The organism is Salmonella sp. 2020_1459 (assembly GCF_043847915.1).
GTDB lineage: Bacteria > Pseudomonadota > Gammaproteobacteria > Enterobacterales > Enterobacteriaceae > Salmonella > Salmonella enterica.
In genome coordinates, this window is sequence record NZ_JBCMFA010000009.1 from 1 (window position 1) to 19,065 (window position 19,065).

General features: G+C 53.6%; 20 protein-coding genes. 13 read left to right on the forward strand and 7 right to left on the reverse strand.

What is annotated here, in order from left to right:
• Positions 1-174: 174 nt before the first annotated feature.
• Complete coding sequence (gene rpmE / locus ACH0VJ_RS20570; RefSeq protein ID WP_000715284.1) at positions 175-387, reverse strand: 50S ribosomal protein L31; 213 nt, start codon at positions 385-387, stop codon at positions 175-177.
• A gap of 203 nt (positions 388-590) precedes the next feature.
• Between rpmE and priA the strand changes: the two genes are divergently transcribed.
• From priA to rraA, 7 genes are all read left to right on the forward strand, one after another.
• A complete protein-coding gene (gene priA / locus ACH0VJ_RS20575) occupies positions 591-2,789 on the forward strand; it encodes a primosomal protein N' (RefSeq protein WP_000109393.1) in 2,199 nt (732 codons plus the stop codon).
• Positions 2,790-2,943: 154 nt separating this feature from the next.
• Positions 2,944-3,969, forward strand: a complete 1,026-nt coding sequence (gene cytR, locus ACH0VJ_RS20580) for a DNA-binding transcriptional regulator CytR (RefSeq protein WP_000841337.1) — start codon at positions 2,944-2,946, stop codon at positions 3,967-3,969.
• 93 nt (positions 3,970-4,062) lie between these two features.
• The gene (ftsN, locus tag ACH0VJ_RS20585) at positions 4,063-5,034 is read left to right on the forward strand and encodes a cell division protein FtsN (RefSeq protein ID WP_000068814.1); all 972 of its coding nucleotides are present in this window, start codon (positions 4,063-4,065) and stop codon (positions 5,032-5,034) included.
• A gap of 91 nt (positions 5,035-5,125) precedes the next feature.
• Positions 5,126-5,656, forward strand: a complete 531-nt coding sequence (gene hslV / locus ACH0VJ_RS20590; RefSeq protein ID WP_000208240.1) for an ATP-dependent protease subunit HslV — start codon at positions 5,126-5,128, stop codon at positions 5,654-5,656.
• A 9-nt stretch (positions 5,657-5,665) separates the two neighbouring features.
• On the forward strand, positions 5,666-6,997 hold the full coding sequence (gene hslU / locus ACH0VJ_RS20595; protein ID WP_001293360.1) for an HslU--HslV peptidase ATPase subunit: 1,332 nt from the start codon (positions 5,666-5,668) through the stop codon (positions 6,995-6,997).
• Between the two features lie 66 nt (positions 6,998-7,063).
• Positions 7,064-7,993, forward strand: a complete 930-nt coding sequence (gene menA, locus ACH0VJ_RS20600; protein WP_000139639.1) for a 1,4-dihydroxy-2-naphthoate polyprenyltransferase — start codon at positions 7,064-7,066, stop codon at positions 7,991-7,993.
• Positions 7,994-8,085: 92 nt separating this feature from the next.
• Positions 8,086-8,571, forward strand: coding sequence for a ribonuclease E activity regulator RraA (gene rraA / locus ACH0VJ_RS20605; protein ID WP_000872918.1), 486 nt, complete (start codon positions 8,086-8,088; stop codon positions 8,569-8,571).
• 221 nt (positions 8,572-8,792) lie between these two features.
• Here rraA and zapB read toward each other — a convergent pair whose 3' ends face one another.
• A complete protein-coding gene (gene zapB, locus ACH0VJ_RS20610) occupies positions 8,793-9,032 on the reverse strand; it encodes a septal ring assembly protein ZapB (RefSeq protein ID WP_000051370.1) in 240 nt (79 codons plus the stop codon).
• 398 nt (positions 9,033-9,430) lie between these two features.
• Between zapB and ACH0VJ_RS20615 the strand changes: the two genes are divergently transcribed.
• The 4 genes from ACH0VJ_RS20615 (at position 9,431) to fpr (ending at position 13,770) form a co-directional block, all read left to right on the forward strand.
• The gene (locus tag ACH0VJ_RS20615; protein ID WP_000084285.1) at positions 9,431-10,276 is read left to right on the forward strand and encodes an MIP/aquaporin family protein; all 846 of its coding nucleotides are present in this window, start codon (positions 9,431-9,433) and stop codon (positions 10,274-10,276) included.
• 20 nt (positions 10,277-10,296) lie between these two features.
• Positions 10,297-11,805, forward strand: a complete 1,509-nt coding sequence (gene glpK / locus ACH0VJ_RS20620) for a glycerol kinase GlpK (RefSeq protein WP_000136808.1) — start codon at positions 10,297-10,299, stop codon at positions 11,803-11,805.
• 111 nt (positions 11,806-11,916) lie between these two features.
• Positions 11,917-12,927 carry a class II fructose-bisphosphatase gene (glpX, locus tag ACH0VJ_RS20625; RefSeq protein ID WP_001250624.1) on the forward strand — a complete coding sequence of 337 codons (1,011 nt, stop codon included), beginning with the start codon at positions 11,917-11,919 and terminating at the stop codon, positions 12,925-12,927.
• A gap of 96 nt (positions 12,928-13,023) precedes the next feature.
• Positions 13,024-13,770 carry a ferredoxin--NADP(+) reductase gene (gene fpr, locus ACH0VJ_RS20630; RefSeq protein ID WP_000796289.1) on the forward strand — a complete coding sequence of 249 codons (747 nt, stop codon included), beginning with the start codon at positions 13,024-13,026 and terminating at the stop codon, positions 13,768-13,770.
• Positions 13,771-13,876: 106 nt separating this feature from the next.
• On the opposite strand, the gene ACH0VJ_RS20635 is transcribed toward fpr, so the two are convergent.
• Positions 13,877-14,305 (reverse strand): DUF805 domain-containing protein, encoded by a 429-nt coding sequence (locus ACH0VJ_RS20635; RefSeq protein ID WP_000155237.1) that lies wholly within the window; start codon positions 14,303-14,305, stop codon positions 13,877-13,879.
• A gap of 100 nt (positions 14,306-14,405) precedes the next feature.
• Between ACH0VJ_RS20635 and ACH0VJ_RS20640 the strand changes: the two genes are divergently transcribed.
• Both ACH0VJ_RS20640 and tpiA read left to right on the forward strand, forming a co-directional pair.
• A complete protein-coding gene (locus ACH0VJ_RS20640) occupies positions 14,406-15,002 on the forward strand; it encodes a YiiQ family protein (protein ID WP_000802241.1) in 597 nt (198 codons plus the stop codon).
• A gap of 112 nt (positions 15,003-15,114) precedes the next feature.
• On the forward strand, positions 15,115-15,882 hold the full coding sequence (tpiA, locus tag ACH0VJ_RS20645; RefSeq protein WP_001216339.1) for a triose-phosphate isomerase: 768 nt from the start codon (positions 15,115-15,117) through the stop codon (positions 15,880-15,882).
• A gap of 91 nt (positions 15,883-15,973) precedes the next feature.
• Here tpiA and ACH0VJ_RS20650 read toward each other — a convergent pair whose 3' ends face one another.
• The 4 genes from ACH0VJ_RS20650 to lsrB all read right to left on the reverse strand — a co-directional run bounded on the left by ACH0VJ_RS20650 (position 15,974) and on the right by lsrB (position 19,047).
• Positions 15,974-16,738, reverse strand: coding sequence for an epimerase (locus tag ACH0VJ_RS20650; protein ID WP_001088048.1), 765 nt, complete (start codon positions 16,736-16,738; stop codon positions 15,974-15,976).
• Between the two features lie 9 nt (positions 16,739-16,747).
• Entirely contained in the window at positions 16,748-17,038 is a 291-nt protein-coding gene (lsrG, locus tag ACH0VJ_RS20655) for a (4S)-4-hydroxy-5-phosphonooxypentane-2,3-dione isomerase (protein WP_001543603.1), read from the reverse strand.
• An 82-nt stretch (positions 17,039-17,120) separates the two neighbouring features.
• Positions 17,121-17,996, reverse strand: coding sequence for a 3-hydroxy-5-phosphonooxypentane-2,4-dione thiolase (gene lsrF, locus ACH0VJ_RS20660; RefSeq protein ID WP_000774146.1), 876 nt, complete (start codon positions 17,994-17,996; stop codon positions 17,121-17,123).
• A 28-nt stretch (positions 17,997-18,024) separates the two neighbouring features.
• The gene (gene lsrB / locus ACH0VJ_RS20665) at positions 18,025-19,047 is read right to left on the reverse strand and encodes an autoinducer 2 ABC transporter substrate-binding protein LsrB (RefSeq protein ID WP_000090737.1); all 1,023 of its coding nucleotides are present in this window, start codon (positions 19,045-19,047) and stop codon (positions 18,025-18,027) included.
• Between the last annotated feature and the right edge of the window lie 18 nt (positions 19,048-19,065).

The following is a 19,065-nucleotide window of genomic DNA, read 5'->3' on the forward strand; positions in this document are numbered from 1 at the left end:
GACCTGCTCAACGACGGCTATTTTAAAGGATAGAGGATAATCGCGTTGGGTGCGTTTGAACTCAGTCATCATCACGTTCTCCGGATTTAAGTCTGGAACGTGTCAACGCTATTCAGGACGGGTCATAGAAAACAAAAAAAGCGCCCTGCGGCGCTTTTTTTTTCTGGCGGTAACTTATTTGCTGCCAGGGATGCTGAAGCGCTTGTTGAAGCGCTCAACACGACCACCGGTATCAACAACACGCTGCTTACCAGTGAAGAACGGGTGGCATTTGCCGCACACGTCCAGGTTCAGGTCGTGACCCACGGTAGAGTGGGTTTTGATAACATTACCGCAAGAACAGGTTGCAGTAATTTCTACGTAATTCGGGTGAATACCTTTTTTCATGGGGAACCTCAGTGTAAGGCCGCGTCGCTCTTCCAGCCCTAACGCCAGACACCACGCGAAGTTAATAGTAAAGGGTTTGATGCTCACAACACGCACCAAAGGCGGCGAATCATACAGAATTTGACCACCGTATGCAAACTGATCCGCGCTCCCTTATCGTAATGTGTATACTACCCGACGAAATTTCAAGTCAGGAAGATGCTATGTCCGTCGCGCACGTTGCCTTGCCCGTTCCGCTTCCCCGAACCTTTGATTACCTGCTGCCGGAAGGCGGGGTCGCCAAAGCCGGGTGCCGCGTGCGCGTGCCGTTCGGCAAGCAGCAAGAGCGCGTGGGCATTGTCGTCTCGGTTAGCGACCACAGCGAATTGCCGCTTGATGAATTAAAATCGGTCATTGAAATCCTGGATAACGAGCCAATCTTTTCTCCCTCCATCTGGCGCTTACTCCTCTGGGCGGCGGATTACTACCACCATCCCCTCGGCGACGTTCTGTTTCACGCTCTGCCGGTTTTACTGCGTCAGGGAAAACCAGCCAGCAACGCGCCCCTGTGGTATTGGTTCGCCACCGAAGAGGGGCAAGCCGTCGACATCAACAGCCTGAAACGCTCCGCCAAACAACAACAGGCGCTGGCGGCGCTGCGGCAAGGAAAGATCTGGCGCTATCAGGTAGCCGAGCTTGATTTTACTGACGCCACGCTGCAAACGCTGCGGCGTAAGGGACTTTGTGAGCTTGCCAGTGAAACGCCCGCGTTTACCGACTGGCGGGAGCATTATGCCGTCGCAGGAGAGCGCCTGCGGCTGAATACCGAACAGGCGACAGCAGTCGGCGCGATTCACAGCGCGTCGGACGGTTTCTCCGCCTGGTTGCTGGCAGGCGTAACCGGTTCCGGCAAGACCGAAGTGTATCTGAGCGTGCTGGAAAACGTCCTCGCCCAGGGCAAACAGGCGCTGGTGATGGTGCCGGAAATCGGCCTGACGCCGCAAACGATCGCCCGTTTTCGCGAACGTTTTAACGCGCCGGTGGAAGTGCTGCATTCCGGGCTAAACGACAGCGAGCGTCTTTCGGCATGGCTGAAAGCGAAAAACGGCGAAGCGGCGATTGTCATCGGCACGCGCTCCTCGCTGTTTACGCCGTTTAAAAATCTTGGCGTAATTGTCATCGACGAAGAGCACGACAGCTCTTATAAACAGCAGGAAGGGTGGCGCTACCATGCCCGCGATTTGGCAGTGTATCGCGCCCATAGCGAGCAGATCCCGATTATTCTCGGCTCCGCCACCCCAGCCCTGGAAACACTATGCAACGTGCGGCAGAAAAAATACCGGATGCTGCGTCTGACGCGGCGCGCAGGCAACGCCCGCCCAGCCCTGCAGCATGTGCTGGATTTAAAAGGCCAGCGTCTTCAGGCGGGACTGGCGCCCGCCCTTATCGCCCGTATGCGCCAACATCTCCAGGCCGACAATCAGGTAATTTTATTTCTTAACCGCCGGGGATTCGCGCCCGCGCTGCTTTGCCACGACTGCGGCTGGATTGCGGAGTGCCCGCGTTGCGATCACTACTACACGCTGCACCAGGCGCAGCATCATTTACGCTGTCATCACTGCGACAGCCAACGTCCGGTACCGCGTCAGTGCCCCTCCTGCGGCTCCACACATATGCTACCGGTTGGGTTAGGGACGGAACAGTTGGAGCAGGTGCTGGCGCCCTTCTTCCCCGGCGTGCCGATCTCACGAATCGACCGTGATACCACCAGTCGTAAAGGCGCGCTGGAGCAGCATCTGGCGGAAGTTCACCGCGGCGGAGCGCGCATTCTGATAGGCACACAAATGCTGGCGAAAGGCCATCACTTTCCGGACGTCACGCTGGTGGCGTTGCTGGATGTCGATGGCGCGCTTTTTTCCGCAGATTTTCGTTCGGCGGAACGCTTCGCCCAGCTCTACACTCAGGTTTCCGGCCGCGCCGGGCGCGCGGGCAAACAGGGCGAAGTGGTGCTCCAAACGCACCATCCTGAGCATCCCCTGCTGCAAACGTTACTGTATAAAGGCTATGATGCGTTTGCGGAACAGGCGCTGGCGGAACGGCAAACGCTCCAGCTTCCGCCGTGGACCAGCCACGTCATTATTCGCGCAGAGGATCACAACAATCAGCAGGCGCCCGTCTTTCTCCAGCAGTTGCGTAATCTGATTCAGGCCAGCCCGCTATCAGACGATAAGCTGTGGATCTTAGGTCCGGTTCCGGCCCTCGCGCCAAAACGCGGCGGCCGCTATCGCTGGCAAATTTTACTTCAGCATCCTTCACGGATTCGCCTGCAACACATCATCAGCGGCACGCTGGCGTTGATCAATACGCTCCCTGAAGCGCGGAGAGTTAAATGGGTTCTGGACGTCGATCCGATTGAAGGATAGTCCTCACGATGCGAGGCGGATCGTAAAATTAAAGATCCATCACACTTTTTATGAAAATTCTGTAACCGCTTCCACGCACTATCTGATAAAAATGTTTTCGATGAGTGTTACCAGGGATAGATCTGCGCCAGCAGTTCCCAGGCGAGGAGAAAGAGTGAAATCGAACAAGCAGGTTACTGCCGCTACGATGAAGGATGTTGCGTTGAAGGCGAAAGTCTCTACGGCAACCGTATCCCGCGCGTTAATGAACCCCGATAAAGTCTCCCAGTCGACCCGTAGCCGGGTTGAACAGGCCGCGCTTGAAGTGGGTTATTTCCCGCAGTCGATGGGGCGAAATGTAAAACGCAATGAATCCCGTACGATTTTGGTGATTGTCCCGGATATTTGCGATCCCTTCTTCAGTGAAATTATCCGCGGTATCGAAGTGACCGCGGCAGAACAGGGGTATCTGGTGCTGATTGGCGATTGCGCCCATCAAAACCAGAAAGAAAAAACCTTTCTTAATCTCATCATCACCAAACAGATCGACGGCATGGTACTTCTCAGTTCCCGACTGCCCTTTGACGCCAGCGTTGAGGAGCAGCGCAATTTGCCTCCGATGGTGATGTCGAATGAGTTTGCGCCGGAGCTTGAACTGCCGACGGTACATATCGATAACCTGACCGCCGCGTTCAATGCCATGAACTACCTGTTGGATTTGGGCCACAAGCGGATTGGTTGTATTGCGGGGCCGGAAGATATGCCGCTCTGTCACTATCGCTTACAAGGTTACGTACAGGCATTAAGACGCAGTGGCATTGTGGTCGATCCGCATTACATCGCCCGTGGCGACTTTACCTTTGAAGCAGGGGCAAACGCATTAAAGCAGTTGCTTGAGCAACCGTTGCCGCCTACCGCCGTCTTTTGTCATAGCGACGTAATGGCGCTGGGCGCCCTCTCCTGGGCCAAGCGCCAGGGTCTGAAAGTGCCTGACGATCTGTCGATTATCGGCTTTGACAATATCGCGCTGGCCGAGTTTTGCGACCCTCCGTTGACAACCGTGGCGCAGCCGCGTTTTGACATTGGTCGCGAGGCGATGCTGCTGTTGCTCGATCAGATGCAGGGGCAAAATGTGAGCAGCGGCTCGCGTTTAATGGATTGCGAGCTGATTATTCGCGGTTCTACGCGCGCTTTACCCTAAAGTAAATAGCTTTAAGACTCACCTGTCTGGTCAAAGGCCCGCCGCTTCAGTAACATGACGGGCTGACGAACGAATAAATACAGCGAAACGATAGTGGCACAACGAGATTATGTACGTCGCGGCCAACCGGCTCCTTCGCGGCGCAAAAAGAGCACCTCACGGAACTCACGGAAGAAGCAAAGCAACATGCCTGCCGTCTCGCCGGCAATGGTCGCGATTGCGGCAGCCGTCCTTGTGACCTTTATCGGCGGTCTGTACTTCATTACTCACCATAAGAAAGAAGAGTCCGAAACGCTACAAAACCAGAAAGTCACTGGCAATGGGCTTCCGCCAAAACCGGAAGAGCGCTGGCGTTACATCAAAGAGCTGGAAAGTCGCCAGCCGGGCGTGCGTACGCCAACGGAACCGTCCGCCGGCGGCGAAGTCATGAATCCGAATCAGCTCACCAGCGAACAGCGTCAACTCCTGGAGCAGATGCAGGCGGATATGCGTCAGCAGCCAACGCAACTTAACGAAGTGCCGTGGAACGAGCAGACGCCAGAACAACGCCAGCAAACGCTACAGCGCCAGCGTCAGGCGCAGCAGCAGTGGGCTCAAACGCAGCCTGTTCAGCAACCACGCACGCAGCCGCGGGTAAACGAGCAGCCGCAAACACGCACGGTACAGTCCGCCCCGGCGCAACCCGCGCGCCAAAGTCAGCCGCCGAAACAGACGGCCTCGCAGCAACCTTATCAGGATTTGCTGCAAACGCCGGCGCATACCAGCGCGGCAGCGCCAAAAGCCGCGCCAATTACGCGCGCGCCTGAAGCGCCGAAGGCGACAGCAGAGAAAAAAGATGAACGTCGCTGGATGGTGCAATGTGGTTCATTCAAAGGCGCTGAGCAGGCAGAAAGCGTCCGCGCTCAGCTGGCGTTTGAAGGCTTTGACTCCAAAATTACCACCAATAACGGCTGGAATCGCGTGGTTATCGGGCCGGTGAAAGGTAAAGAAAATGCCGACAGCACCATTAACCGTCTGAAGATGGCGGGCCATACAAACTGCATTCGACTCGCCACCGGGGGTTGAAACCCTCAAAATCTCCCCCATCTATACTTGCATTATGCCCCGTACGCCGTACGGGGCCGCAATTCAGCATTAGTAACCAAGGGGTCTGCTCGTGACAACAATAGTAAGCGTACGCCGTAACGGCCACGTGGTAATCGCCGGTGATGGTCAGGCCACACTGGGTAACACAGTAATGAAAGGCAACGTGAAGAAAGTCCGCCGCCTCTACAACGACAAGGTCATTGCGGGCTTTGCGGGCGGTACTGCGGATGCATTCACGCTGTTCGAGCTGTTTGAACGTAAACTGGAAATGCATCAGGGGCACCTGGTCAAAGCCGCCGTTGAACTGGCGAAAGACTGGCGTACCGACCGTATGCTACGCAAACTGGAAGCGTTGCTGGCCGTCGCGGATGAAACCGCCTCGCTCATCATCACGGGTAACGGCGATGTCGTGCAACCTGAAAACGATTTAATTGCTATCGGCTCCGGCGGTCCTTATGCCCAGGCTGCCGCTCGCGCTCTGTTGGAAAATACCGAGCTCGGCGCGCGCGAAATTGCTGAAAAGGCGTTGGATATTGCAGGCGATATCTGCATTTACACCAACCATTTCCACACCATTGAAGAATTGACCGCCAAAGCGTAAGGACCTCTCATGTCTGAAATGACCCCACGCGAAATTGTCAGCGAACTGAACAAACACATTATCGGCCAGGATAACGCAAAGCGTTCCGTGGCGATTGCATTGCGTAACCGCTGGCGTCGTATGCAGCTTGATGAAGAGCTGCGCCACGAAGTAACGCCGAAAAATATTCTGATGATTGGCCCGACCGGCGTCGGTAAAACCGAAATCGCTCGTCGTCTGGCAAAACTCGCCAACGCGCCATTCATTAAAGTCGAAGCCACCAAATTCACCGAAGTGGGCTATGTCGGGAAAGAAGTGGACTCTATCATCCGCGATCTGACCGATGCCGCGGTGAAAATGGTTCGCGTACAGGCTATCGAGAAAAACCGCTATCGTGCGGAAGAGTTGGCGGAAGAACGTATTCTCGACGTGCTGATCCCACCCGCAAAAAATAACTGGGGCCAGGCCGAACAGCAGCAGGAGCCTTCTGCCGCCCGTCAAACGTTCCGCAAAAAACTGCGCGAAGGCCAGCTCGACGATAAAGAGATCGAGATTAACCTCGCCGCCGCGCCGATGGGCGTAGAGATTATGGCGCCTCCGGGCATGGAGGAGATGACCAGCCAGTTGCAGTCTATGTTCCAGAACCTGGGCGGTCAGAAACAGAAACCGCGTAAGCTGAAAATTAAAGACGCGATGAAACTGTTGGTTGAAGAAGAAGCGGCTAAGCTGGTCAACCCGGAAGAGCTGAAACAGGACGCTATCGACGCGGTTGAACAGCACGGCATCGTGTTTATCGATGAAATTGACAAAATTTGTAAGCGTGGCGAAACCTCCGGCCCGGATGTTTCACGCGAAGGCGTACAGCGCGACTTACTGCCGCTGGTAGAAGGCTGCACGGTTTCGACCAAACACGGGATGGTCAAAACGGATCATATTCTGTTTATCGCCTCTGGCGCGTTCCAGGTGGCGAAGCCGTCTGATCTGATCCCGGAACTGCAGGGCCGTCTGCCGATTCGCGTTGAACTTCAGGCGCTGACCACCAGCGATTTCGAACGCATTTTGACCGAGCCAAACGCCTCCGTCACCGTGCAGTATAAAGCGCTGATGGCAACTGAAGGCGTCAATATCGAGTTCACCGATTCCGGTATTAAACGTATTGCCGAAGCCGCCTGGCAGGTTAACGAAACCACCGAAAACATCGGCGCGCGCCGTCTGCATACCGTACTGGAGCGTCTGATGGAAGAAATTTCCTATAACGCCAGCGATCTGCACGGCCAAAACATCACAATTGATGCGGAATATGTGAGCAAACATCTGGATGCGCTGGTCGCAGATGAAGATCTAAGCCGTTTTATCTTATAATCGCGTCCAATGCATTTTCATCACTGTTGATGGGGCTGAAAAGCCCCATTTTTATTGGCGCTAAATATGACTGAACAACAACAAATTAGCCGCACCCAGGCCTGGCTGGAAAGCTTACGACCCAAAACCTTACCCCTCGCCTTCGCAGCGATTATCGTCGGTACGGCCCTGGCATGGTGGCAAGGCTATTTCGATCCTCTGGTCGCGCTGCTGGCCCTTATCACCGCCGGGCTGTTGCAAATTTTATCCAACCTCGCCAACGATTACGGCGACGCTGTCAAAGGCAGTGATAAACCAGATCGCATCGGGCCGCTGCGGGGGATGCAAAAAGGCGTCATCACCCGGCAGGAGATGAAGCGGGCGTTAATCATTACCGTCGTGCTGATCTGTATCTCCGGACTGGCGCTGGTGGCGGTCGCGTGCCATACGTTAACCGATTTTGTCGGCTTCCTGATTTTGGGCGGGCTGTCGATTATCGCCGCCATCACCTACACCGTGGGTAATCGGCCCTACGGCTATATCGGGCTGGGTGATATCTCTGTCCTGGTATTCTTTGGCTGGCTAAGTGTCATGGGGAGCTGGTATCTCCAGGCGCATACGCTGATTCCGGCGCTGATTCTCCCGGCCACCGCCTGCGGTTTACTGGCGACGGCGGTGCTGAATATTAATAACCTGCGCGATATTAATAGCGACAGAGAGAACGGCAAAAACACCCTTGTAGTACGACTGGGCGATGTCAACGCGCGTCGTTATCACGCCTGCCTGTTGCTAGGCGCGCTGCTCTGTCTGGCGCTGTTTAATCTGCTCTCGCTACACAGTCCGTGGGGATGGTTGTTTATTCTGGCCGCGCCCTTGCTCATTAAACAAGCGCGCTACGTAATGCGCGAAAGGGAGCCTGCGGCAATGCGCCCGATGCTTGAACGTACCGTTAAAGGCGCGTTGTTAACCAACCTGTTATTTGTGATTGGGATACTCTTAAGTCAGTGGGCCGTTTAACTGACAAATATCAATTAACAATTGATGATTTTGCCAACAGTATACTTAGCGCGATATACTAAAAATTCTCGCAGCAACTGAACGTTAAGCCTATGAAATACGATACTTCCGAGCTTTGTGACATCTATCAGGAAGATGTCAACGTCGTGGAACCGCTGTTCTCTAATTTTGGAGGGCGGTCGTCGTTTGGCGGACAAATCATCACGGTAAAATGTTTCGAGGACAACGGGTTGCTGTACGATCTGCTCGAACAAAATGGCCGTGGTCGGGTTCTGCTGGTCGATGGCGGCGGTTCTGTCCGTCGTGCATTAGTCGATGCGGAGCTGGCGCGTCTGGCCACGCAAAATGAATGGGAAGGGCTGGTTATCTATGGCGCGGTGCGTCAGGTGGACGATCTGGAAGAGCTGGATATCGGAATTCAGGCGATCGCCGCCATTCCGGTTGGCGCCGCAGGTGAAGGCATTGGGGAAAGCGATGTGCGCGTCAATTTCGGCGGCGTGACGTTCTTCTCCGGCGATCATCTCTATGCCGACAACACCGGGATTATCCTTTCCGAAGACCCGCTTGATATCGAGTGATCAAAAAAGGCGCCGTAAGGCGCCTTTTTTATGCGTTGTCGCTGATTGCCGGATGGCAGCTTACGCCTTATCCGGCCCACCGGTGTCCGCATTCTAAATCCTCTATAGATTTCGCGTCAGGGCAAGGCGGCAAGTAAGTGAATCCCCAGGAGCATAGGCCACTATGTGACTGGGGTGAACGCACGCAGCCAACGCCGCCATAACGTGAAATATGACGAGGATTAGACTTCTTCCATACGACCAAGCAGCGCCTGCAAACGTTCCTGCCAGCCGCTCTGCTGTTCCTTCAGAGAATTATTTTCACGCTCGAGTTCTTCACGCTGATGCTGTGCAGACTGCACTTCCTGCGTCAGGCTGTTGTTCTTTTCTTTCAGCTCTTCAATTTCCATCTGTAACAGGGTGATGGTGTCAATCGCCTGCTGTACTTTTGCTTCCAGTTTCTCAAACACTTCTAAAGACATGATCTTACCTCTCCTGAATTGCAAGGCGACGCTTCACGTAAACGCGCACAATATATAGTGTCGATTGTATGAAGCCCCGCTCTCGCTGTCCAGCGACATACCGCGTAGATCGCGGTTTGCAGCAATTTTCATCCATCTCCTGGTAACATTCATTCAATAACTTAAAAATGTTAACATATTGGTTAATGAAATGATTCAATTCACTCTCTTCTGCTGTCTCAAAATGCGCTTCATGGCGCGATAACGCTCATTTTATTGACGCAGTACACACATTTTGATTTCGATATTTCTCGTTTTTGCTCGTTAACGATAAATTAACAGTGTGCCTACAGGGCATCGTGGATGTCCATGACCTCCTCGCATACCAATAATCATTACATACTCTTCAGGATCCGATTATGAGTCAAACATCAACCTTAAAAGGCCAGTGCATTGCTGAATTCCTCGGTACCGGGTTGTTGATTTTTTTCGGTGTGGGTTGTGTCGCTGCGCTTAAAGTTGCCGGAGCTACTTTTGGACAGTGGGAAATCAGCGTCATCTGGGGTCTGGGGGTAGCGATGGCTATCTACCTGACGGCAGGTGTTTCTGGCGCACACCTGAACCCGGCAGTGACCATCGCACTCTGGCTATTTGCCTGTTTCGACAAACGTAAAGTTGTTCCTTTTATTATTTCTCAAGTTGCCGGCGCCTTTTGCGCAGCGGCGTTAGTTTACGGGCTTTATTACAATCTTTTTGTGGACTTCGAACAAACCCACCATATCGTCCGTGGCAGCGTTGAAAGTCTCGATCTCGCAGGCATTTTCTCAACTTACCCGAATCCTCATATCAATTTTGTGCAGGCCTTCGCGGTTGAAATGGTGATTACCGCTATTCTGATGGGGCTGATTCTGGCGCTGACCGACGACGGTAACGGCGTACCTCGCGGTCCGCTTGCGCCACTGCTCATTGGTTTACTGATCGCCGTTATCGGTGCCTCTATGGGGCCGTTGACCGGGTTTGCGATGAATCCGGCGCGTGACTTTGGCCCCAAAATGTTCGCCGGGCTTGCCGGTTGGGGTGAAATTGCGTTTACCGGCGGTAGAGACATTCCTTACTTCCTGGTGCCGCTGTTTGGCCCCATCGTCGGCGCCATTCTGGGCGCGTTTGCTTATCGCAAATTTATTGGCCGTCATTTGCCGTGCGATACCTGCGTCGTGGAAGAGAAGGACTCCACCGCGACCACACAACAAAATGCTTCGCTGTAATCTGATTACGGGACAAAATTATGACTGAAAAAAAATATATCGTTGCGCTCGACCAGGGTACCACCAGCTCCCGCGCGGTCGTTATGGATCATGACGCGAATATCGTCAGCGTATCACAGCGTGAATTTGAGCAAATTTATCCTAAGCCAGGCTGGGTAGAACACGACCCGATGGAAATTTGGGCGTCCCAAAGCTCAACGCTGGTAGAAGTGCTGGCTAAGGCCGATATCAGTTCCGATCAGATTGCCGCTATCGGTATCACCAACCAACGTGAAACCGCGATCGTCTGGGAACGTGAAACCGGCAAACCGATATACAACGCTATTGTCTGGCAGTGCCGTCGTACCGCCGATATTTGCGAACAGCTTAAACGCGACGGTCTGGAAGATTACATCCGCGACAATACCGGTCTGGTCGTCGACCCGTACTTCTCTGGCACTAAAGTGAAATGGATCCTTGACCATGTGGAAGGTTCGCGCGAACGCGCGAAGCGTGGCGAGCTGCTGTTCGGTACGGTGGATACCTGGCTTATCTGGAAGATGACGCAGGGCCGCGTCCACGTTACGGATTACACCAACGCCTCACGAACCATGCTGTTCAACATCCATGATTTGGACTGGGACGATAAGATGCTGGACGTGCTGGATATCCCACGCGCGATGCTGCCCCAGGTACGTAAGTCCTCCGAAGTCTACGGCCAGACCAATATTGGCGGTAAAGGCGGTACACGTATTCCTATCGCCGGGATTGCCGGGGATCAGCAGGCCGCGTTATTCGGCCAACTGTGCGTAAAGGAAGGAATGGCAAAGAATACCTACGGCACCGGCTGCTTTATGCTGATGAACACCGGCGAGAAAGCGGTAAAATCGGAAAACGGCCTGCTGACCACCATCGCCTGCGGCCCAAGCGGCGAAGTCAACTATGCGCTGGAAGGCGCGGTGTTTATGGCGGGAGCGTCCATTCAATGGCTGCGTGATGAAATGAAGCTCATCAGCGACGCGTTCGACTCCGAATATTTCGCCACGAAAGTGAAAGATACCAACGGTGTCTACGTGGTTCCGGCCTTCACCGGTCTGGGCGCGCCGTACTGGGATCCGTATGCCCGCGGCGCCATTTTTGGCCTGACTCGCGGCGTGAACTCTAATCACATTATCCGCGCGACGCTCGAATCCATCGCTTACCAGACCCGCGACGTACTGGAAGCGATGCAGGCCGACTCCGGCATCCGCCTGCACGCTCTGCGTGTGGACGGCGGCGCAGTGGCCAACAACTTCCTGATGCAGTTCCAGTCAGATATTCTCGGCACGCGGGTGGAACGCCCGGAAGTGCGCGAAGTGACCGCGCTGGGCGCCGCCTATCTGGCTGGTCTGGCTGTCGGTTACTGGCAGAACCTGGACGAGCTGCAGGAAAAAGCCGTCATTGAACGAGAATTCCGCCCCGGCATTGAAACCACCGAGCGTAACTACCGTTATAGCGGCTGGAAGAAAGCGGTTAAACGCGCAATGGCGTGGGAAGATCACGACAAGTAAGGTCGCCATCCGGCAAAATCTTTGTGCGGGGGCAACTCCGCACACACATCAATTATTCCCTCCTTCCCCTGTGCTACACTGCGCGCCACTCCTTTTTGCTACGAGTTTGTTATGAGACGAGAACTTGCCATCGAATTTTCCCGTGTGACCGAAGCGGCGGCGCTGGCTGGCTACAAATGGCTGGGACGCGGCGATAAAAATACCGCGGACGGCGCGGCGGTCAACGCCATGCGTATCATGCTCAACCAGGTCAACATTGACGGCACCATCGTGATTGGCGAAGGCGAAATTGACGAGGCCCCGATGCTCTATATCGGCGAGAAAGTCGGTACCGGCCACGGCGATGCGGTAGATATCGCCGTCGATCCGATTGAGGGCACGCGCATGACGGCGATGGGTCAGGCGAACGCGCTGGCGGTGCTGGCGGTCGGCGATAAAGGCTGCTTCCTGAATGCGCCCGATATGTATATGGAAAAACTGATTGTCGGTCCGGGCGCCAAAGGGGCGATCGATCTCAATCTGCCGCTGGCGGATAACCTGCGCAACATTGCGGATGCGCTGGGTAAACCGCTTGGCGATCTGACCGTGACCATTCTGGCAAAACCGCGTCATGACGAGGTCATCGCAGAGATGGCCAAACTGGGCGTACGCGTGTTTGCCATTCCTGACGGCGACGTCGCGGCCTCAATTCTGACCTGTATGCCGGATAGCGAAGTCGACGTGCTGTACGGGATTGGCGGCGCACCAGAAGGCGTGGTATCCGCAGCGGTGATCCGCGCGCTGGACGGCGATATGCAGGGGCGTCTGCTGGCGCGCCATGATGTGAAAGGCGACAGCGAAGAAAACCGCCGCATTGGCGAACAGGAACTGGCGCGCTGCAAAGCAATGGGCATTGAAGCGGGCAAGGCGTTATGCCTGGGCGATATGGCGCGTAGCGATAACGTTATTTTCTCCGCGACCGGCATCACGAAAGGCGATCTGCTGGAAGGAATTAGCCGGAAAGGCCATATTGCCACGACGGAAACGCTGCTGATCCGCGGCAAATCACGCACCATCCGCCGCATTCAGTCGATCCACTATCTTGATCGTAAAGATCCGGATGTACAGGCGCATATCCTCTAGCGCATTTGTTAGTTAGAGCCTTCCAGCCTCGCGGGGCTGGAAATCTTTCTCCTGACGAACGAAGATAAGGTTAGCGATTCAGAACAGGAGAAAACCATGGCCGATTGGGTAACAGGTAAAGTCACTAAGGTGCAAAACTGGACTGACGCACTGTTCAGCCTGACCGTTCACGCCCCCATTAATCCTTTTACTGCAGGCCAATTTACCAAACTCGGACTGGAGATCGATGGCGAGCGCATTCAGCGCGCGTATTCCTATGTGAATGCGCCTGACAATCCGAATTTAGAGTTTTATCTGGTGACGGTGCCGCAAGGAAAGCTCAGCCCGCGGCTGGCGGCGCTAAAACCTGGCGATGAGGTGCAAGTGGTCAGCGACGCGTCGGGTTTCTTTGTACTGGATGAAGTGCCTGACTGCGAGACGCTATGGATGCTGGCGACCGGAACCGCTATTGGCCCGTATTTGTCTATTCTGCAATATGGCCAGGATGTCGCGCGCTTTAAAAATCTGGTCTTGGTCCACGCCGCACGCTTCGCCGCCGATTTAAGCTATCTGCCGCTAATGCTGGAACTGCAACAGCGTTATGAAGGCAAGCTGCGCATCCAAACGGTGGTCAGCCGGGAGAGCGTGCCAGGCTCGCTTACCGGACGCGTGCCAGCGCTCATTGAAAACGGCGAGCTGGAAAAAGCCGTTGGATTACCGATGGATAAAGAGACCAGCCACGTCATGCTGTGCGGGAACCCGCAGATGGTGCGCGATACGCAGCAACTGCTGAAAGAGACCCGACAGATGACTAAACATCTGCGCCGCCGACCGGGGCATATGACGGCTGAACATTACTGGTGATGTTTTACCGAATGGCGGCTAGGGCTTATCCGGCCTGCAAATCATCACCAATCTGTAGGCCCGGTAAGCGTCAGCGCCACCGGGCAAATTACGGTTTACCGCCCGTTTACGGTTCTGCTTTAAACTTCACGTCCTGTGTCGCTTTCCCAAACTTATTTTCCCCCTGAACACCGACAAACGCGCCCAGATCGATAAGCATCATCACCAGGATCAGCGTCGGAATAAATCGCCCGACGACCCACTGCCACATCCCCGGCAGCATCACCCAGTTTCCGGCCAGCAGCATCCACGCCAGAATCATTAGCAACGCCCACGCGCCGGAGCGTCCCCGGTCATGCAGACGTTTGACCATGACGGCGGCGGTCGGCCACAGCAGGCACACCAGGCAAAATGCCGCCGTTTGGATATCAAGCAGATTTTTCCCCGCCAGCGAAAATAGCGCCAGCATCCCGGCAAACCAGAGGCCGATCCAAATCCAGAAATCACGGCGTCCGATACGCCCTTTAAATGAGAATAACCATTGCTGTATGGTCATGTAAGTTCCTTATATTTTGCCTTCCGCTACAGTTTACCCTTTTGACAAGCCCGACAGTTATCGTTTTAATCGTGAGCAGTCCTAACGAAAGGTAAGATTGATGAAGCCAGGATGTACTCTGTTTTTACTGTTGTTTTCTGCTCTCACCGCCAGCATAACGGCGCACGCGCAGCTCTCTTCATCGACCACGACAGCGCCCTATCTGCTGGCGGGCTCGCCAACCTTTGATCTTTCTATTAGCCAGTTTCGTGAGAACTTTAACCGCCAGAATCCCGATCTGCCGCTCAATGAATTTCGCGCCATTGAGAATAGCCGCGATAAGGCGAATCTGACCCGCGCCGCCAGTAAGATTAACGAAAATCTGTATGCCTCCACGGCGCTGGAGCGCGGTACGCTCAAAGTGAAAAGTATGCAGATTACCTGGCTGCCCATTCAGGGGCCGGAACAGAAAGCGGCGAAAGCGAAAGCGCTGGAATATATGGCCGCCATTATTCGCACTGTCGCCCCGTTGCTGACAAAAGAGCAAAGCCAGAAAAAACTGCAAAAGATGCTTATCGCCGGTAAAGGTAAACACTATTACGCCGAGACCGAAGGCGCGGTACGTTATGTTGTCGCAGATAACGGCGAAAAGGGGCTGACCTTCGCGGTTGAACCGATTAAGCTGGCGTTATCTGAAAATCTGGAAGGGGCGAATTGATGACAAAAAGCAAAGCCTTTCCGGGGATGAATCTCTATACTGTTTCACAGACCATGCTGCTCTGACGAGCGGCCATCTTCCTTAATTCGCTGACTAAGCGTGGAGAAATGAAATGCGACATCCTTTAGTGATGGGTAACTGGAAACTGAACGGCAGCCGCCACATGGTAAACGAACTGGTGGCTAACCTGCGTAAAGAACTGACGGGCGTAGCAGGCTGCGACGTGGCAATCGCTCCGCCGGAAATGTATATCGATCTGGCGAAACGCGCTGCTGCCGGCAGCCACATCATGCTGGGCGCGCAGAACGTTGATCTGAATCTGTCTGGCGCATTCACCGGTGAAACTTCGGCTGAAATGCTGAAGGATATCGGCGCGCAGTACATTATTATCGGCCACTCCGAGCGTCGTACTTATCACAAAGAATCTGACGAGCTGATCGCCAAAAAATTCGCCGTACTGAAAGAACAAGGTCTGACGCCGGTACTGTGCATCGGTGAAACCGAAGCGGAAAACGAAGCGGGCAAAACAGAAGAAGTATGCGCACGCCAGATCGACGCGGTACTGAAAACGCAGGGCGCGGCAGCCTTTGAAGGCGCGGTTATCGCTTACGAACCCGTATGGGCGATCGGTACCGGTAAATCTGCAACTCCTGCGCAGGCTCAGGCAGTGCACAAATTCATCCGTGACCACATTGCCAAAGCTGACGCGAAAATCGCTGAACAGGTTATTATCCAGTACGGCGGTTCTGTTAATGCCTCCAACGCAGCCGAACTGTTCGCGCAGCCGGACATCGACGGCGCACTGGTAGGCGGCGCATCTCTGAAAGCTGACGCCTTCGCCGTGATCGTGAAAGCAGCAGAAGCTGCTAAACAGGCTTAATTGCCAATCAATGTCTGATGGCGCTGCGCTTATCAGGCCTACCAGCCGAGTGCTTATGTAGGCCTGATAAGGTAAAGCCGCCATCCGGCATTTATGCTGTGGAGGGTAAGAAAGTAGTATCCCCGGCAACCTTAAACATCGCCCTCCAGCTCCGCATATTCTCAACCAGCCGATCATCACGAAATAACGCACTACCAGAAACAACACGATCGATGCCCTGTGCAATCAGCGAAGGCAATTGATCCTGCGTTAACGACCCATCAATAACGATAATTTTACCTTCGCGTTTATCACCAAGTAGACAGAGAAGCTGCGCCACGCGCTCATGCAAATCACTGGAGCGCATTTTACTGCCGTATCCAGGGTTCACTGCCAGTAGTTGAATAACCTCAACGTCGCTCAGAATAGGGATAATGACATCCAGAGGCGTTGCCGGGCATAAACTAATCCCCCGAATCACCGGCATTTCACCGCCGATAACGGGCACGGTCTGCTGACCAAGCCAGCTTAGCGTATGATGCAGATGAATATCGCCTTCAGCCTGAAGCGTGATGCAGTGTGCGCCCGCCTTCACGCAGGCTTGCGCCGCCGTCCATTGATCCGCTACCATCAAATGAACATCTTTGATAAAGGTTTGCGGCAGTTGCCCAACAGCCCATGGCCCAACGGTAAACTGCGGGCAAAATTGACCATCCATCAAATCCAAATGCAACAGCGGCTGGTTTAGCGCTTCCAACTGTTGCAGATAGCGATGCAACGCAATCCACTGCCCTGCCAGAATACCCACACTAAGCGGATATGACGCTAACAATGCCACACATGCTTCGCGCGTTAATCCGGCAAACTGGCTGTTCATGAGCACTCCTTAAGGCATCAAACCCATAAAAACTTTTTTTGTCCGCGGACCGGTCATCAACGGTTCAAGCTGCTCCACGCAAGTTTTGTAGTGTGGCGTTGTCTTGTGAAAAGCGACGGCCTGTTCATCAACGTAGGCTTCATAAATATAAAATCGCGTAGGCACCTGCGGATCCTGCAGAACATCAAAACGCAAGTTACCCGGCTCTTTAATTGAGCCCAGATGATTCTGCCGAAAAACATCGATAAATTGTTCAACCTTGTCATCATGAACGTTAATTTCAACCAGCGTAACGTGCATCATTAACCCCCTGATTATTCCAAATAAAATAACCGTCATCCCCATCTCCTCGCATCGGTAAAAGATGGGGAAGCGATCTCATTTAACCTTTCTCACTCAAAAAAAGCTCATAAGCACGCTCTGCTGTTTCGTTATGATGAACGACAGCATGTACCGCTTTAATCATGGCTACCGGATCTTCTGACTGGAATATATTACGCCCCATATCTACGCCAGAAGCCCCCTGGTCAATCGCCTGATAGCACATTTCCAATGCTTCACGTTCAGGCAGTTTTTTACCGCCGGCGATGACAATCGGCACCGGACAACCTGCCGCAATACGCTCAAAACCTTTATCGACATAATACGTTTTGATAATTTGCGCCCCCATTTCCGCAGCGATACGCGTTGCCAGTGAAAAATAACGCTGGTCGCGAGCCATATCTTTACCCACCCCGGTCACTGCCATTATTGGCATCCCGACGCGTAACCCGGCATCAATCAGTTGAATAATATTTTTAATCGACTGATGTTCATGCTCACTACCAATATAAACCTGTGCGGCAGCAGCACAGCTATTCAACCGCACAGCGTCATCCATCGCCACCGCAACCGCCTCATTGCTTAATTCAGTGAGAATAGAATTCGCCCCGGACGCGCGTAAAACGACTGGTTTATTGATTGCCGGAGGTACCACACTGCGTAATATGCCGCGAGTACACATTAAGACATCAGCATATTCAAAGAGCGGCGCAATATTGATATCAATACGCTCAAGTCCGGTTGTCGGCCCCTGGAAATATCCATGATCAAAGGCCAGCATGACCGTTTTTCTGGTCTTGGGATTAAAAATCCTCGCCAGTCTGGACTGCATTCCCCAATCCAGCGCGCCACAGCCTTTTAATGCGAACAAAGTGTTAGTTTGTGGTTTATCGGTGTGAAAATCTTTGCCATCTTTAATATCATCTAAATCAGCCATTCTTTACTCCGTCGATACATAACAGTTATCAGAAATCATATTTGTCGATATTGTCTTTGTTGAAAATGACACGCTCCGGCAATAACACAATGCCGTTACCTTTTGCCTCATAGTGATATCCCTGCTCACTATTAGGTGAAACGGTGACTTTGCCGATGCCGGGAATATCCAGTGAGTCACCGACATTCATTGGCATATTTTTCAGCAACGCGTTGGCGACATATACGGAAATTTTTCCCTGTTGGACGACATCCCACAGGCCAAACTCTTTAACAGTGCCGCGCTGAACATAAGGGCGCATTACATTCGGCGTACTAAAACCAACAATCGCGAGATTATTGCGTTTAAGGTTCTCCGCCGCCTGTGCCGCAGCAGGTAAAGCGTTAGCGTCAGGCGCGATGATGGCATCCAGATCGGGATACGCTTTGATGATACCTTCCGCCGTCTGGAGCGATTTCGTGGCATCGTTATAGCCAAACTGGGTAGTGACTATCTCCCACCCCGGATGTTCCTGGCTAATTTTGGCTTTAGCTTCTTTCACCCACTGGTTCTGGTCGGTCACCGTTGGGCTGGAATAGAAGAAAGCGACTTTCGCTTTCTCTTTGTCCACCTGATGAGCGGCCATCTCTACCAGCATGCTGCCGAGCTGTTTTGGCGTCCCTTGATTGATATAGTAAGAACGGCACTCCGGCTTGGTATCGGAATCCCAGGTTAATATTTTCACGCCTCTTTGCATTGCCCGCTTCAACGCCGGGCACAGGCCGTCAGGCGAAACGGCAGAAACGATAATGGCGTCATACCCCTGATTGACAAAGTTATTCACCAGTTGAACCTGGCCTGAGACGCTGGGCTCTGTAGGGCCATCGTAAGTTACGTCAATGCCCAGCGCTTTTCCCGCTTCCTGCGCGCCATTGCCGCCGCTGGTAAAAAAGCCCACGCCAACCAGTTTGGGAATAAAAGCAATCCGCTCTGCCGCCTGCACGGTCATTGCCGCAGATGCCAGACCAAACGCAGTGAGTAAGGCGATCATTTTAATGCTGTGTCTTGCCATTTTTTTCTCCATAAATTT